The organism is Prevotella conceptionensis 9403948, from assembly GCF_000312305.1.
GTDB lineage: Bacteria > Bacteroidota > Bacteroidia > Bacteroidales > Bacteroidaceae > Prevotella > Prevotella conceptionensis.
Map to the genome: position 1 here is coordinate 313,638 of NZ_HE999448.1, position 16,471 is coordinate 330,108.

Genomic DNA, 16,471 nt, shown 5'->3' on the forward strand with positions numbered 1-16,471 from the left:
TAAGTATCCTGTTCATGCGCAAAGTACTGGGCGAAGATACGATGAAACCTGAAATTCTGTCCCATTCGTCTGTGGTAAAACGGGGTTATGTTTCAGAAGTCGACTTGGCGGGAGATTTTTCAACACATTCTTTACAGGTTGAAAGCACCTTTCCTGTGGCACATAATGAGGGAAAAGTAAAGAGGACTACTTTATGTCTCTTATGTTCTTATGTCGGAAAGGACGTGTTTGTCTAAGCACGAACGATAAACGATTAACTTGTCCACTGGTCAACTGGTTGGCCAGTTGGCCAGTTTGCCTGTTTACCTATTGACCAGTTAGCTCGTCAACTCGTCAACCAATGTAATCTTTTCAGCAAGAAATTTAACACAAAAAGTACCCTTTTTGTCCACCAACCGCCCACCTTGCCGCAAAAAATCGATTCTCGCGAAGGTTTGTTTTGGTGCCAAGAGGGAGCAGTTGTGCATGCAGGCAAAATGAATTTTTATTTAAACCGACAGCCACCAACACCCATTTTTGGGTGATTTGTAGTAAAATGAAGTGCGTTTTGGTGCTAAATGCAGTGCAATATGCCGCTAAATGCAGTGCGTTTTGGTGCTAAATGCAATGCGTTTTGGTGCAAAATGCAGTGCGTTTTGGTGCTAAACGCAAGGTAAAATGCTGCTAAATGCGAGCCGAAAAGCATAAATATCCGCCGCAAATGGTATAAACAAAACCCTTCCGAGCTATGAAAACGTGGTGGAAAAGGGCGAAATCGTTATTAAAATGTGGGTTTTTAGGGGCTAAAAGCGGGTAATTGGGCATAAAAAATTATGAGATGGCAACCAAACTAGAAAGGCAAAATGGTGCAAAATGCAGGTTGTTTTCTTGAAAATAGACAAAGCAAAAGGTGTGAAAGGCAAGAAATAGTGGCAAATTACCTACTTTACAGCCTATATTTTCGCTAGAACGGAGTGAAATTTGGTGCGGTGTTGTAAAATAAAAAATAACAATTTAAGTTTTTGAGTTTTCTTGATTCCGCAACTGTTCCAATCCGTTCATCACATTAAAAACACCACCATAAGGGACGCTGTTCTCATATTTTATTGCTATCTTTGTGATGCTACGTAGAAATTTACGATATTTTCGTACCATACAGTTAGTGAAAATTCTACTGATAGCAAATGTCCGAGGAACTTATTGTTCATCAAAGGCTTATAAAATGTATTAACAATAAATTACGTATTTAGTTGCGGAATTAAGGATGAAAAGAAAAAATATATACATATTATATTCTCTCTCCTTTTTATTTTTCATGCCAATAAGTATATATGCACAAAATAAAATAGAAGAGAATTATATGCTGAAAAAAGGCTATGAATTGAACATTACAAACCAAAAAGGAGATTCCTTATTGTATTTCTTTTTGAAGAATGGTAATTCTATGAAGAATATCATCACCGAAAATCAGATATACATGAATGACACTGTTTTGTGGAGAAAATATAATTCTCGTTATGAGGGGATAGATTTTACAAATTATTTCTGCATAACCTATTTCATAGCAAATAGTATACAGGGGATAGAGTTGTACAACAAAAAAACAGGCATTGATTTTTTTCATGGTAAATGTCTTATCTTATGTGGAGAGAATATGCAAAATAGAATGGCTTACCATATGAAAGAGGAGCTATTGTTATGTCTTCAGATTAATAATAATCAGGATGATGGGACTATTTATATATTAGATTTAAAGAATTCTCATATACACAAGATAAACATCCGTCAATTGGCAAGTAATATGCAAGATACATATTTTTGGCACAGTGTATATATTAAAAATGCCAATTCTCGATACGTTATAATAACGTATAACAATGGTTTTTCTAAATCAACTTCATTGAAACTCAAGCGTATAAAATCTCTCCATCATAATCTTATTCTAGATTGTAAGGATTATGATGGGGAGTTAAAAGAAAATCGCGTTAACCAATAAACCCAAAGGAGTCTATTGTCTTTGTGCTGTAAAGCCAAGATAAACACTCTGTTCATGCACAAAGTATTGGAAGAAGATACGATAAAATCCAAAATTCTACTCCAATTGTCTGCGAAAAAACGTAGTTATGTATCAAAAAGTGACTAGGCGGAAGTTATTCAATGTATTATCCATAAGCTGAAAACGGCCTGTCAATGACAGATTACTTCTGCGTTCCCATTTTGCTGTCTCCGTTGACCGTGAGCAGCATGACTTGCAACCGTTCGTGCTGGCAGTAGTAAGCGTATGTGGTTAACTCGTCAACTGGTTAATTCGTCAACTGGTTAACCGGTAAACTCGTCAACTGATACACTTCTGGCACACATCCGTTTATTTCTATCGGAATGGTTTCAACCTGTGCTTCGTTTGCTGTAAGTACCACCCTAACCACGCAGGCACGGGTGTTGATGGGTTTGGTTTGGTCGAAAATAAAGTTGCCGATGCTGTAATAAATGGGGCAACCCTTATATTGTTCGATGGATTGTAGCGTGTGGGTGTGGTGGCAAACAAGGATGTTGGCACCTGCGTTTATCAGTAGGCGCGCTTGCCTACGCTGCTGAGCAGTGGGCGTTAGCTGGTGTTCGATGCCCCAATGTAGGCTTACAACGATGTAGGCGTTAGGCTCGTTATGGCGTAAACGCTTGATGCGTGCCGCCAGTGTGTCTAGTGGTTCTTGACTAACGCAGGGCTTGGCGGGCAGATAAGCGAAGTTTTCGAGTGGCAACCGCAAGGAGGCGAGGATGTAAACGGGGCGTGGATGGGTGGTCAGCAATAGGGGTTGGGCGGCTTCGGTCATGTTACGGCCTGCCCCAAAGTGGATGATGCCCGCTTGTTCGATGTTCTTGCGTGTGTCTAACAGCGCGTCACGTCCTTGGTCAATGCTGTGGTTGTTGGCCAAGTTGAGGTGGGTGAAACCATGTTTGGCCAGCATGGTGAGCCATTCGGGTTCGCCCCTGAACACGAAACGCTTAAAAACAGGTTGGTTAATTTTGGTTGCCGGGCATTCTAGATTGCCCACAACGAAATGCGATTGGTTGAAGATTTGTTGTAGTTTTGGCCCAACGAGATTGCTTAAACCTAAGTATTCGATGCGCTTGCGCACGCCGCGATCGAGCAATACGTCACCTGTAAACACCACGGATAGTGTGTCGGCCTTCTGCGCCCATATACTTTCCGTGCACACAAAGGTAAGGCATAAGACAAGAACCACGCCGCGACAATAGGCCGCGGCATGAGAAAAGAATGCGCACCCCATAGCATGGAAGGATGTATGGGGCGCGTTTCTTGGATGTTGAGCGGGTTTTGTGGTCATGTATTGTGTTGGGAAGTTTGTGAGTTTATGAGTTTAATTGAGTTTATGAGTTAGTGAGTTTAATTGAGTTAGTGAGTTGATGAGTTGATGAGTAAAAGAGTATGCCATAGCGCAGATAGGCATTTGGCTTTATCGCTTACCGCTTACTCTTTACTCCTTACTACATACTCCTTACTACATACTCCTTACTCCTTACTACTTTAACTCCTTAACTCCTTAACTCCTCACCTTAACATCCCGAACTATAAAACACTTCTTCATTATCTTTCGGCAGATTGTCTAGCGGAACCATAATTTCGTCCATCCATTTAGGCACGCCCAGATAAGGTTTGGCTTTGAGTTTCTCTTGCCATTCCTCGTCGGTGAGCCGCTGTTGGTCGGTAGACTGTTTTAGTTCGCGATAAGACAGCACTGCACCGCGCATCAAATAGAGCTCGTTGCCAATGGGCACAGCCACGTAGATGGTATAGGCAGGCCCTGTTCCCTCGTATAGAATGGAGTGGTTAGGGTTGTTCGGGGCGTTGGCGGTATATACGTCGGCTATTACAGCCACACTCTTGTCGGCACCTTCCACGTTGTCCCAGCCGTCAAGATATTGGTCGTCTTGTCTAACAAGGTCAAGCGAAATGTTTTCTATCGTAGAGCCTATGATTTCGATGGCGTTATATTCCTCGTCGGTAAGGATGGGGTTTGGCGATAGCTCTTTCTGGCTCACTTGTAGCAGAAATTCGGCTGTTTCCTTCACGCTAGCCGTGGAAGCGTCCATCTTAGGCGTGTTTAACTTATATTGTTTGAACACCCTTTCAATTTGCGAAACCAGCTCTACAGCCTTCTTCCAGAAGGGAATGTTGGGCTCAACATAGCCTTTCACGATGGGATCGGGTGGGCCGCCAGAACCGCATTCGGCTCCCATAGGTTGCTTGGCGTATAGAATGGCATCGTGTTTCAGCTCAGCCCACGAGGCTAGCGCCGTGTTCAGGTTTTTCTTTTCCCATTGTGGCGTGAGCATAAAGTAAGGTGCGCCAGCCACGGGTTTGTTCATTTCGGCCAAGGCATCCACCCATCTGTTGGCCACGGTGGTGGTCCAAGCAATCTCCGACATGCGTAGTTTCATGGTTTGGAGCGTAGGCACAAAGCCTTCCCAGCGTTTATCCTCTTGCAGTTCTTTCAATAAAATGCGTTCGGCAGCCGAGCAACCAATGGCCGCAAACACGTCGAGTCCACTTGGAACGTCGCGTTTGGTGACATTGTTTGTGGCGTCAATCATCTCGTTTAGCACCTCTGCATCGGGCATATAGCGTTGCGGCATGAGGTTAATCTTGTTGCGTGAGGTTAATTCGAACTTGGGACGGATGCGCGTTTGTTTCTCTCCCACCTCGTCAATGCGTTTGGCCATGTCTGCCATCAGATTCCCATTGGTGAATATTTTCTCTGGCGTTTGGCCCTTCATCAGGTCGTAAACCTGCATGACGGTGATGTTGTCGGGCTCGCCGAAGAGGAAAGTGATGGGCTCGAAGAGAGCGTTGTAGGCGCGTTTTATCTGTGGGTCGCTGCCAATGGTGTGGGCAATGAGCAAAGCACGTTTCAGTTGGTCGGGCTTGTCGGTGCCAAAGGGCACGCTTTGTAGCCACATCATGGTGCGGAAATATCGCTTGATGCGTTCGGAACGGCTGTAATGGCCGCGTGGCCGATAAAGGGAATAGGGATATTTCACCTCTGTATAGCCCAAGAAAGGGGAGAGGGCGTTTTCTGAATTCATCACCTTCTTAATCTCGGATGCCACTTGCGACTTGTAGGCGGCACTCACCCCAGCAGGCGTTTTGCCCGTTGTAAGTGCCAATGCCACGGCAAAATAGGCTTGGCAGAAGGCTGCGGCCGCCTTGGTTTGCTTACCTGTTGAGGGCGTGGTTACGAGTTTGGTCATGCGATTAAACATGCCTTGCGAGAACACTTTCACCAGTGCATCGAGCTTTTTCTCTTCGGCATCGCGCAGAATGTTGTCAAAATAGAAGTGGAAAAGCTGCAAGTAAAGGTCGGTGGTTACGAAACTGGGGAAGTTGGAGTAGTCGTTCTTCTCGTAAACATGGAACAATTGCTGCAAGTTGTCTGGCACAATGGCAAACCCATTGCGGCTGATGGCATTTTGCAGTTTGGGGTCGAAGTCGTCTAATTGGTAGGGATTGAGCAGCAGGTCGAGGTTAACAATCTGTCCTTTGGGCAGTTTGTGCTTACTGTTGAGGATTTTGTTCTCTTGCTGTTCAATCTTTTTGAGGAAGTCTTGTTCGGCTTTGCTAAGTTTAGGTTGCCTTTGTCCCCAGTCGTTAGGGTTGCTATCGTCTAGCGGTTCGTTCTCGTTGTCCGAGCGTAACCACATCAACGAGTCGTACCACGATGTTTGTGCGTAAATGCCGCGCAGGTCGGCTTCTTTAAATATAAATCCTTCGCGCGCCTTAAATGCGTTTTTAAGCACGCGCAGTTCGGCCAGCGACAGTTTCGAGAGGTTGGTTTTGAGGTTCACTTCTTTGTTGAAACTCTCCACATTCAGTTTGCCCTTACCAGGTAAAATCACAGGCTTGGGGTTGTTGTCGGCATAGAGTAACGCCCCTATGGCGGCGAATGCGATTAGTAGTAGGGTTCTTTTCATTTGATAATTAATGTTTATGATGTGCGTGTTGGGGCCTTGTTGTGGCCATGTGCACATCGGATTTGGAATTTAATTGTTACTTGACGAGGGGCAGATGGCGGCGGTTAGTGCTCGTTTTACTTGCCCGCTCTGCCCCAAAGTGGTTGTTTCTATTGTTTTCGGGCGCACTTATCGCCCTATATATTAAGGTGTGCCATCGTGCTTGTTGGCATTTGTATGGCACATGCAGCCTTTATCCTTGTTTTATATGTCTGTGTCGTGCGGTTTGTTTGGTGTTTCTTTTTTCGCGAATAGCTATTGGCTAAACGATTTCAACGCCTCTTCTCGGCCCACCTTCACTGCTAAGAACCTTACGAATTCGAACCCAAAACCCTGCCAACGGTATTCGGCCACCACGTACTGCCCCTTAGTAGTGGTTTCAAGACTTCGTACAACACCATCCACAAAGCGGAAATCTTGCAGTATTCCGCCTAGCTTTGAGCCCATCCACATGGCGCGAACACGGTTTTTGTAGTTCTTAAAAACAAAGAGCCTGCGGCCTTTTTGCGGATAGAAACGGGTGCTTTTAATCACGCCCACCAACGCTTCTGTCCGTCCATCGCCGTTTACGTCGGCCGTTTCTAATCGGTAAACGGGGTAGGGTAGCGGCCATTTGTCGGTTGTCGAGTCGGTTTTCAGCGTGAGATAGTTCAGACTATCGTTCACCGTCTCGATGCTGAAAGTCTGTGCCGCAAGGTTTCCCGTGGACCACAATGCCGCTATTGCGAGCCATCCGTATGTTTTCAAAGCGTTCGTCATCGTTGTGTTGGGGTGGGAAAAGTGGGGTTGGGCTGTGGCCTTTGCATTGTTTTCGTAGGCGATGCTCATTCCCTTCACACCCATTCGTATTGCAAAAATAAGACATTCTTTCGAATGTGGCAAATCTTTTGGGGCGTTTGTTGAGGTTTTTAGTTATGCCTTTGGAGATGAATTTCATTGAATTACGGGTAGTCTAATCCCTATTTTGTAGAACCTTATGTAATCTTTCACTTTTTCGAACGTTGGTTCTTCTATGTTTGTAAATGCGAAACGCTCTTGTTGTTCTTGGTCGGGATAGACGATGAGGCACTTGATAGGCAGTGCATTTTCGGCATCTAGCTTCAACATGTCGTATATCTTCTGCAGTCTTGCGTAACCAGCCACCTGCCTTGCGTCATCCTTGTCTATGCCTGTCATGCCCTTATAACGTGGTTTGTATTTGGCGTCAACAACGTAAGGTTCGGGCCAATGGCAAGGCTTTAACAGATAATCGAGCTCTTGACGATGTGCCTTGGGATGATAACAAACTTCGTTTTTGCCTGTAAATACCAACCTAAGATGGCGAAACACATACAATTCGAACAGTTTGCTCATATCTATCCAGAACGGTGGAGTTGTTATTTGGTGGTTGCCAGCAAGGGTAATGTCGTAGCTGTAACGGCGAATTAGAAGTTGGGCAAGTTCTACGGCTGTGCTATGTTCTTTAAAAATTGGGTTACCTTTAAATGTTTGTATGGCCTTTGTGGTAACTTCTTCACCCACGTTATCGAAGTGTGGTTTTACAAAACGGATAATGTTGTCGAGTGTGGAAGTGTCGAAGGCATGCCTATAAACCTCTAATTGTTTGGCACAAAACCTCAAAGCGCGTTTAAGGATGCGGTTCTCGCACGAGTCGACGCCATATACTTGGTAACGACAAAAGTTGTTTGTTACGCGCCCTTTGCTAAGGTTTTGTTTCACGTTACGTGCCACAAGACATCGCCCTTTTATCTTATTGTTGAGATTTTCTTCAACCATGTAGTAGCTTTTTCGCAGACCTTTGGTCGCTATTCGCCTTAAAACGCTAAGATATTCGGTAATAAGGAAGATGCTTAACAAGTCTTGCTGCTGGCTAATTGGTATTGCGGGCTTGTGAAAAGATATTGTTACGAGTTGTTGCAGATGGTTCAGGTTTTCCTTATCACAGAGTGCCTCGTTAAGCATTCGCACATAATCTATCTCGAAATCGCTGTTCATCTTCGGACTAACCTGTATCGCGAGCTCGTTTTCTTTCACCCAATCCACCCCTACGAAGTAAGAACCCGTGGCAAGAATGTCGTTACCCTTACGCCTAAGTTTAAGGTAGAAGTCAGCGTCTTGCTTGTCATCACTTACCTTGAACTCTTTTTCTCCACCATCCGCTATGTATGGCAACAAAGCCTCGGCATAGCTTTGGTTGAGAAGAGCGTCCTCCTTCAGCTGCTCGTTGAGTTGTAACACTGTCGTCATTTTATAGCCCTGTCGTATAGTTCATCTATCGTTGCTTGCGCGTCTGTAGTTAGAATGCCGTCTCGTATGTACTCTTCCAAGAGCGGTATTATTTCATATAGTATGCGGTCGTTGGTGAAAACTTCGCCATTTTCATCGTGCATCAAGAAATAACTGTGGCCAATCCACACCTCCTCAGGCTTATAATCGGCCGAAAGTGTGTCTGCCGCTTGCAGCTTAAACGTAGAATCGAAATTGCTTTTCTCGTATTCGTCGAAGTTGTTGATAAAGAGTTGGCTCACTTCCTTGAATAAGTCGCGGTCAAACCCTTCGTTATCTAGGGCGTAAGGTCTTTCTGCAATGAAGGCGAAACGTCGCCTAATGGCGTAGTCTAATGCACCCAACGAACGGTCGGCAGTGTTCATTGTTGCGATAACAAACACGTTGGCTGGCACTTCAAAGGCCTCTTTCGAGTAAGGTAGCACCACTTTCTCTGCGTTCGGGTTACCTTTACGCTTGTCAGCTTCCAACAACGTCAAGAGCTCTCCAAATATTTTCGACACATTTCCACGATTAATTTCGTCGATAACCATGATGTAAGGCTTGGATGAATTTTCACCATCAGGCAGTGTAGAACTATTTTGGGAGAAATCATTTTGCATCGACTCTTCTTGCGTATTGGTGTCGTTTGCTTTTTCGCAGAGACGTTTAAATATGCCTGATTCTATGTTGTAGCCCACTTGGTTGTTGTCGGTAACCACGGGACGAAGGCCTTCCACCCAGTCTTCATAGTCCATTGACTGGTGAAAGGTTGTGAATGCGATGCGCCCTTCCTCTTTAAGTTGATTGTATATTGCCACAATTTGGCTGCGCTCTGCATGGTTGGCATTGAATGTGGGGCAGCAAAGTCTCACGACATATTCGGGTATGCTGTGGGTTTTTCCTGTTCCTGGCGCACCATAAAGCACGATGTTCTTGTGTCTTTTCCATGTAATTACGCCCTTGTCGAAACGTGAATAGTCTGTACCTTCGTTAGCGCTGGTTTGGGATGTGTGTTGTTTTGCTGCGTCCATTTCTTTGAGCATGAAGTCTTTCAAGCACCAAAATAATGTTTGAATGGCAAGGTTAAGGGGTTTGTTTTTATACCTGTCTATCTCGCTAAGCATGATTTGTTGAACCGTTTCACCATATTTTGCTACGAGATTGTTTATTATTTCCATGAAGTTACCGAAGTTCGTGCCTTTTTTATTGATGTCGTAGCCGAAGTATTCACAGAGCTTTTTGTACACTTCCCATTTGTAAAACGTGTATTTTTCGGGGTAAGCGCAAGTTAAGATGGCAGATGCCGTGCGCTCATCGTTGGCAAAGTTCTTCCAGTCTTCATGCCCAAGGTCTTGCATTTCTTGTTTAAAGCGTGCTATACGTTTGTCTATTGGTATGGTTTCGTCAAGCAAATGCTCTCCGCATACAATCAGTTCGCTAGGCTTTTCTTTGTTGAGTTTGTTAAAAACGGGGTCAACGTAGGCATTGGCAACAATATTCTTCCCTTTTAGTGCCCTGATAATGCCTAGCGCATCTTTCCCTTCTGTGTTGTCAAGCAATTGCCATTTGTAGCTTTCCTCGTAGCCATAAAAGGGCTTACGTTTGCGAAATTCCTCGATAAGGTGCTCCATCAGCAAGTCTCTAAGTGCTTCTGTCAGTTCGGTGCGCAGTAACCAAAGAAACTCTTTCTTGGTTTGCCAGCCCTTTTCCATCGCGATGGGCCAGAATGTTTCGCTGCCTTTAATCCCAATTACACGAAATCTGTTTAGTCGTTTTTGCACCCATTGCGAGAAGCCTTTTACGTTGCCGTTATAATAATTCAGACTTTTCCCATACTTTTGTGCCACTGATGTGCATGAACCTTTTTGATTTGGTTCACGTAAAAAGCAGAATAAGGCCTCGTGATACTTCCTTGCTTCGGGTTGTTTTAATAGCTCGAGCCATTCAGAGGCAGACACGCCGATGTCTCCACAACTGTATTCGCCATTGGTGTTTACTGTTTCGCGTAATGTGTTAAGTTCCATACTCTGCTATATAAAATTGGTTCAATTTATAAAGGCGATATGTGTTGTACTGGTTTGTCGTTCTTATTTATCGCCTAGTTTTTTAGTATATGTTTGTTAAATGTCGCCCACAAAATTAGCGTTATTACCACAATTTGCTTGCCAAAAACGCTAAAAAGTGTGGCGTTGGGCATTAAAAATACGTGTTGTTTGCCATGCTTACGCCGAAAATGGCTATTTTTGCAGTAACGATAATAACGATAAACCAAATTTAGAATATGGCAAAAGTGTATCAATTTATGGCCGACGGATTTGAAGACATCGAGGCGTTGGCTCCCGTAGACATCCTGCGCCGAGGCGGATTGGACGTGAAAACCGTGAGCGTTATGGGGCGCGAGATGGTGGAATCGGCCAATGGCGTGTGCGTTAAGGCCGACATGCTGTTCGAAAACGCCAACTTCGACGATGCCGACCTCTTGCTATTGCCTGGCGGAATGCCAGGTTCAACCCATCTAAAAGAACATAAAGGACTAGCAGAAGTACTTCGCCGTCAGGTTGAAACGGGCCGAAAGATTGGCGCTATCTGTGCTGCACCTATGGTCTTAGGCACTATGGGCTTGCTGCAAGGCAAGCGCGCCACTTGCTATCCGGGCGTAGAACACACCTTGCATGGTGCAGAATATACGGCCGAGTTGGTGACAGTTGACGGCAATATCATAACGGGCGAAGGTCCTGCCGCCGCTCTTCCTTACGCTTACACGTTGCTTGCGCTGTTGGTTGACCGCGATAAGGCCGACGAAATAGAAGTGGCCATGCGTTACAAACACCTTATGGCCGAACGCCTTTAACCGCTGCACGCGATGAATTATGTTATCGTCGTAGCAGGCGGAAAGGGCCTGCGCATGGGTGCCGACGTGCCTAAGCAGTTTCTTCTGCTTGGCGGAGAACCCGTGTTGATGCGCACAATGGAGTGCTTTTATCGTTTCGATGCGCAGCTGCAAATGGTATTGGTGTTGCCACGCGACCAGCAAACATATTGGCGCGAGTTATGCCGAACGCACAACTTTAACCTGCCTTACCTCTTGGCCGACGGTGGAACAACGCGTTTCGAGTCGGTTCGCAATGGCTTGGCTCTCATCCCCAGCGATGCCCAAGGCGTGGTGGCGGTACACGATGGCGTGCGCCCGATGGTGTCGGCAGAAGTTGTTGAGCGATGTTTCGGCGTGGCACAACAAGCCAAAGCCGTGATACCCGTAGCGCCTGTGGTAGAAACATTGCGCCAAGTGATGCCCGATGGCACTAGCCAAACCGTGAACCGCGATGCCTATCGACTGGTGCAGACACCGCAAACCTTCGACTTGCAATTGCTTAAACGCGCCTACCAGCAACCTTATTGCTCGGATTTTACCGACGACGCATCGGTGGTTGAGGCACTCGGCATGCAGATAACAATGGTTGAGGGCAACAAGGAGAACATCAAGATAACCACGCCCTTCGACCTCGATGTGTGCGAACGCCTGTTGGCTCTCTCCTCTCTACACGGCTTAAACTAGGCAAACGCGCATGTAAAAACGCATTGCCTAGCCTCTTGCCACAACAAACGTAATCCCACAATGCACTCTATTCTAGACCAAGACATCATGTATCTGGCGGGCGTTGGTCCGCGAAAGAAAGAGATTTTGAGTAAAGAACTCAACATCAACACCTTTGGCGACCTACTTGAATACTATCCCTACAAATACGTTGACCGAACACAAATCTACCGAATTGCCCAATTGCAGGGCGATATGCCTTACGTGCAGGTGAAGGGACACATACTGAGCTTTGAGGAGTTTGACATGGGACCGCGCAAGAAACGCATCGTGGCCCACTTCACCGATGGGTGGAACGTGGCCGACTTGGTTTGGTTTCAAGGGGCCAAATATGTGCTAAGCACCTACAAAGTGGGGGTAGAATACATCGTGTTTGGTAAGCCTAGCGCGTACGGAGGGCGTTATCAGTTTGCCCATCCCGATATAGACGAGGCCACTGAACTAAAACTTGCCGAGATGGGTATGCAGCCACACTACGGCACAACCGAACGAATGAAGAAGGCGGGCATAACGTCGCGTGCGGTGGAAAGGCTCACCAAAGGCTTGCTCGAACAGATGCAAGCACCGCTGGCCGAGACGCTTCCGCCTTTCATCACTAATGCCCTGCACCTTGTTTCGCGCGACCAAGCCATGCGCGGCGTGCATTATCCCCATAACACCGATGAGTTGCAGCGTGCCCAAATGCGCTTAAAGTTCGAAGAGTTGTTTTATGTTCAGCTCAACATCTTGCGCTATGCCAACTTCCATCGGCGCAAATATCGCGGCTACAATTTCTCTAAGATTGGCCAATTCTTCAACAGCTTTTACCACAACAACCTGCCTTTCGAGCTTACGGGCGCACAAAAACGCGTGATGCACGAGATACGTAAGGACATGGATAGCGGCCGACAGATGAACCGTTTGTTACAAGGCGACGTGGGTTCGGGTAAAACCCTCGTGGCGTTAATGTCCATGCTCATTGCCGTAGACAATGGCTTTCAGGCGTGCATCATGGCTCCCACCGAGATATTAGCCGAACAACACCTTGCTACCGTGCAGCAAATGTTGCAGGGAACGGGCGTAACGGCCGAGCTGCTAACGGGCATCGTTAAGGGCAAACGCCGTGCCGACGTGCTGCAAAGGCTTGCATCGGGACAGCTACACATACTGGTTGGCACGCATGCCCTGCTAGAAGACACCGTGCAATTTGCCCATTTGGGGCTTGCCGTGGTAGACGAACAGCACCGTTTTGGCGTGAAACAACGCGCCAAGCTATGGGGTAAGAACGACAATCCACCGCATGTGCTGGTGATGACGGCGACACCTATACCGCGAACGTTGGCCATGACCATCTACGGCGACTTGGATGTGAGCGTGATAGACGAACTTCCGCCTGGACGAAAGCCCATACAAACGCTGCATAAGTACGATAATCAAACCACGAGTCTCTATGCAGGCATACGCCAGCAGGTAGGGTTAGGACGCCAAGTGTATATCGTTTATCCGCTAATAAAGGAGAGCGAGAAGACCGACTTAAAGAATTTGGAGGAAGGTTACGAGGCATTGACCGACATTTTTCCAGAGTATAAGATGAGCAAGATACACGGAAAGATGAAGTCGAAGGAGAAAGAGGCAGAGATGGCGCGCTTTGCCAGTGGCGAAACGCAGATATTGGTGGCCACAACGGTTATCGAAGTGGGGGTGAATGTGCCCAACGCCTCGGTGATGGTGATACTCGATGCGCAACGGTTTGGCTTGTCGCAATTGCACCAATTGCGCGGTAGGGTGGGGCGCGGAGCCGACCAAAGTTATTGCATACTTGTTACCAATCACGCCCTTTCTGCCGAAACGCGCAAGCGTATCGACATTATGTGCGAAACCAACGATGGCTTTCGTATTGCCGAGGCCGACTTAAAACTGCGCGGTCCTGGCGACCTTGAAGGCACGCAACAAAGCGGTATGGCTTTCGACCTTAAAATAGCGAACATCGCTCGCGATGGTGCATTGGTGCAATTGGCTCGCGATGAGGCTCAAAAAATCATCGAACGCGATCCCGATTGCAACCTTCCCGAACATGCTATGCTGTGGAATAGGCTGAAAGAATTGCGCAAAACAAATATTGATTGGGCGGCGATAAGCTAACTGCGCCCCATAGGAGGGTATCGCCGCGAGGGTTTTACGCCATGCCATACATCTTTGTTGCATGGCTGTTGGCGTTTGTGTTACCTGTTCAAACTTTGGGCTTTATTGGTTTCTGAACCAAAACATATATAATCTCAGTTTATGTATGTGTATAGAAATCGTCTTGACTTTTAACCCCAATCGGTCGTTAGTGTTTGCTCAGATTTTGTGTATTGGTGAGCATATTGACTGTCTTATCCTTGAAGATATAGCGGACTACGCCGAGAGAATAAGACAGACAAGATGCCGACAAGCAAATGAAAAATGAACAAGAAACGATGGAAACAACCTAAAATATTTGATAAGCGGTCTAAACAACCGATTGGCGGGCGATATTTCTATAACTTGAAAGGAGTTTAATATCTTTGTGCAGTAAAACCAAGATAAACACGCTTCTCACGTACGAAGTGCTGGATAAAACTACGATAATAACCGGTGTAGTACCGCTTTTGCCAGTGTCAAAACGTGGTTGGGCCTCGAAAAAATAACCTTTTGAAGGTTGTTCAGTGCATTCTCTACAAGTTGAAACAATCTTTCCAGCGGCACACAATGAGGAAAAAGTCGAGATGACTTCTTTATCCGAAATCGGTCTTTACGAATTTTCAAAAGCAAAGTGTTAGGGAAATCTTCCTCTGATATTTGAAATACAACCTGCGATTTAACTGCTTGCGCGTGTTCAGTGTTTTCTTAGGCAAAATGAAAGCACATTTTTCTAGCAGCCGATTTAGGTTTATGTTCCTTATGTTCTTATGTCAAAAATGGGCGTATTTATGCCAACACACGAAGAGATGAACGTTTTCGTTAAGCCAGATGAACAATGTCGAGCTTGCTCGAACATTGTCATGGCGAGAAAACGTACTTTTAGAAAACGAGAAAAGAACGATTAACTTGTTCACAAGTTCACTTGCCCTCTTGTTAACTTGTCAACTCGTCAACTTGATTTCTTGTCAACTTTTCGGTAGGAAATTTAACATTGAGAGTGCCCTTTTTGTCCACCAATCTCCCTCCTTGCCGCAAAAAATCGATTCTCGCGAAGGTTTGTTTCGATGCTAAAAAGAGGTAATTCTAAATGTCGGCAAAATGAATTTTTATTTAAAAACACCGCCATTAACACCCGTTTTCGGGCTATTTGCAGCAAAATGCAGTGCGTTTTGGTGCTAAACGCGGTGCAATATGCTGCTAAACGCAGTGCGTTTTGGTGCTAAATGCAGTGCATTTTGGTGCTAAACGCGAGGTAAAATGGTGCAGAATGCAGTGAAAAATGCTGCTAAATGCGAAATGATTTGCATAAACATCCGCTGAAATGGTATAAATAAAACCCTTTCGAACTATGTTTTTAATGGCTCGAAGGGGCAAAATAGTCGTTAAAAAGTGTTTTTTTAGGTGCTAAAAGCGAGTTTTTGGGCAACAATAATAATGAGTTGGCAACCAATCTAGAAAGGCTAAATGGTGCAAAATGCAGGTTTTGTTCTTAAAAACAGACAAAACAAAAGGTGTGAAAGGTCAGGAATATTGGTTTTTTACCTACTTTTGGACCTGTATTTTCTCTAGAACGGAGTGAAAATTAGAGTGGGTTTGTAAAAATAAAATAACAATTTAAGCTTTTGAGCTGATGGGTTTATTAGTTGATGAGTTTATTAGTTTGTGTGTTGATGGGTGCGTGAGCTAGTGAACAGACGAGGTGATGAGTTTATAAGTCGTGAGTTGTTGGGTTGTGAGTTTATAGTTTGGTGAGTTGATGCGTTTGGGAGGTGTTGGGCTTTCGTGAGTCTATAAGCCGGTGAGTTGATTGAAACCTCACTTCGCACATGATGAGTAGTGTTTATCTTGTGTTGGTGCTACTAAGATAACAAACTTCTCTCAATTTATTGAAAGATTAAAAGCTCAAAACGGCATTATAGCTTTACAAACTCATAAGCTTACCAACTCCCGACCTCACCTCCTTATGACCATATCAACTCACAAACCCACAAACTCACAAACTCATCAACTCACAAACTTGCCCGCTTATATATTAATAAGGAGTACATCCCTATTATGTTATCAATGTGTAAAGAAACTCAAAAACTTGCATTATGGTTCGATATTTTTCTTAAAAAGGCTTGCGTGGTATTTAAAAAAGCCCTACCTTTGCATCCGCTTTCGGGAACGAAGTTCTTTGGGGCGATTGAAAAAGAGTTCATTGAAAGATTTACATAGACAGTAGTAGTACAAGAGCAGACGTGCTTGTCTTTTTATGGGATGAGCGCGTTTGGGTAGAACATTAAGAACCGTCGGTTCTCCTAGGTCTTTATTGTTAAGATAGTCTTTAATTATTAAAGATGTGGGTAACCGGTACAGGTGAGTGGAACTACGATAGATTTGGGTGCTCGTCCTGATGGGATAATGCCGCAAGGCATAAAACTTTTAGCGTTGTTCTTTATCTTTATAGATAAAGCA

General features: G+C 45.3%; 9 protein-coding genes and 1 pseudogene. 5 read left to right on the top strand and 5 right to left on the bottom strand.

Annotation, left to right across the window (positions count from 1 at the left end):
• Both BN93_RS18665 and BN93_RS10595 read left to right on the top strand, forming a co-directional pair.
• A partial coding sequence (locus BN93_RS18665) for a hypothetical protein (RefSeq protein ID WP_232211164.1) occupies positions 1-236 on the top strand: 236 nt, incomplete at its 5' end.
• Between the two features lie 1,007 nt (positions 237-1,243).
• Positions 1,244-1,975: a hypothetical protein gene (locus tag BN93_RS10595; RefSeq protein WP_044260464.1), complete on the top strand. Its 732-nt coding sequence runs from the start codon at positions 1,244-1,246 to the stop codon at positions 1,973-1,975.
• Between the two features lie 307 nt (positions 1,976-2,282).
• Here BN93_RS10595 and BN93_RS10600 read toward each other — a convergent pair whose 3' ends face one another.
• The 5 genes from BN93_RS10600 to BN93_RS10620 all read right to left on the bottom strand — a co-directional run bounded on the left by BN93_RS10600 (position 2,283) and on the right by BN93_RS10620 (position 10,301).
• Positions 2,283-3,269, bottom strand: a complete 987-nt coding sequence (locus tag BN93_RS10600; RefSeq protein WP_019188306.1) for a CapA family protein — start codon at positions 3,267-3,269, stop codon at positions 2,283-2,285.
• 286 nt (positions 3,270-3,555) lie between these two features.
• The gene (locus tag BN93_RS10605; protein WP_044260525.1) at positions 3,556-5,970 is read right to left on the bottom strand and encodes a DUF3160 domain-containing protein; all 2,415 of its coding nucleotides are present in this window, start codon (positions 5,968-5,970) and stop codon (positions 3,556-3,558) included.
• Positions 5,971-6,264: 294 nt separating this feature from the next.
• Entirely contained in the window at positions 6,265-6,852 is a 588-nt protein-coding gene (locus tag BN93_RS10610; RefSeq protein WP_019188308.1) for a hypothetical protein, read from the bottom strand.
• Positions 6,853-6,942: 90 nt separating this feature from the next.
• The gene (locus BN93_RS10615; RefSeq protein WP_019188309.1) at positions 6,943-8,256 is read right to left on the bottom strand and encodes a 5-methylcytosine restriction system specificity protein McrC; all 1,314 of its coding nucleotides are present in this window, start codon (positions 8,254-8,256) and stop codon (positions 6,943-6,945) included.
• A complete protein-coding gene (locus BN93_RS10620; protein ID WP_019188310.1) occupies positions 8,253-10,301 on the bottom strand; it encodes an McrB family protein in 2,049 nt (682 codons plus the stop codon). The genes BN93_RS10615 and BN93_RS10620 overlap by 4 nt, the downstream gene beginning before the upstream one ends.
• A gap of 257 nt (positions 10,302-10,558) precedes the next feature.
• Between BN93_RS10620 and BN93_RS10625 the strand changes: the two genes are divergently transcribed.
• The 3 genes and pseudogenes from BN93_RS10625 to recG form a co-directional block, all read left to right on the top strand.
• Positions 10,559-11,128 (top strand): DJ-1 family glyoxalase III, encoded by a 570-nt coding sequence (locus BN93_RS10625; protein ID WP_019188311.1) that lies wholly within the window; start codon positions 10,559-10,561, stop codon positions 11,126-11,128.
• 12 nt (positions 11,129-11,140) lie between these two features.
• Positions 11,141-11,833 (top strand): 2-C-methyl-D-erythritol 4-phosphate cytidylyltransferase, encoded by a 693-nt coding sequence (locus tag BN93_RS10630; protein WP_019188312.1) that lies wholly within the window; start codon positions 11,141-11,143, stop codon positions 11,831-11,833.
• Between the two features lie 57 nt (positions 11,834-11,890).
• Positions 11,891-13,993, top strand: a pseudogene (gene recG, locus BN93_RS10635) (ATP-dependent DNA helicase RecG); the annotation flags it as partial.
• Positions 13,994-16,471 lie beyond the last annotated feature (2,478 nt).

Bases quoted from the DNA above. Each gene is read 5' to 3' on its own strand.
- BN93_RS10600 (WP_019188306.1), bottom strand. From the start codon at position 3,269: ATGGGGTGCGCATTCTTTTCTCATGCCGCGGCCTATTGTCGCGGCGTG.
- BN93_RS10620 (WP_019188310.1), bottom strand. From the start codon at position 10,301: ATGGAACTTAACACATTACGCGAAACAGTAAACACCAATGGCGAATAC.
- BN93_RS10625 (WP_019188311.1), top strand. From the start codon at position 10,559: ATGGCAAAAGTGTATCAATTTATGGCCGACGGATTTGAAGACATCGAG.
- BN93_RS10630 (WP_019188312.1), top strand. From the start codon at position 11,141: ATGAATTATGTTATCGTCGTAGCAGGCGGAAAGGGCCTGCGCATGGGT.
- BN93_RS10595 (WP_044260464.1), top strand. From the start codon at position 1,244: ATGAAAAGAAAAAATATATACATATTATATTCTCTCTCCTTTTTATTT.
- BN93_RS10605 (WP_044260525.1), bottom strand. From the start codon at position 5,970: ATGAAAAGAACCCTACTACTAATCGCATTCGCCGCCATAGGGGCGTTA.
- BN93_RS10615 (WP_019188309.1), bottom strand. From the start codon at position 8,256: ATGACGACAGTGTTACAACTCAACGAGCAGCTGAAGGAGGACGCTCTT.
- BN93_RS10610 (WP_019188308.1), bottom strand. From the start codon at position 6,852: ATGGGTGTGAAGGGAATGAGCATCGCCTACGAAAACAATGCAAAGGCC.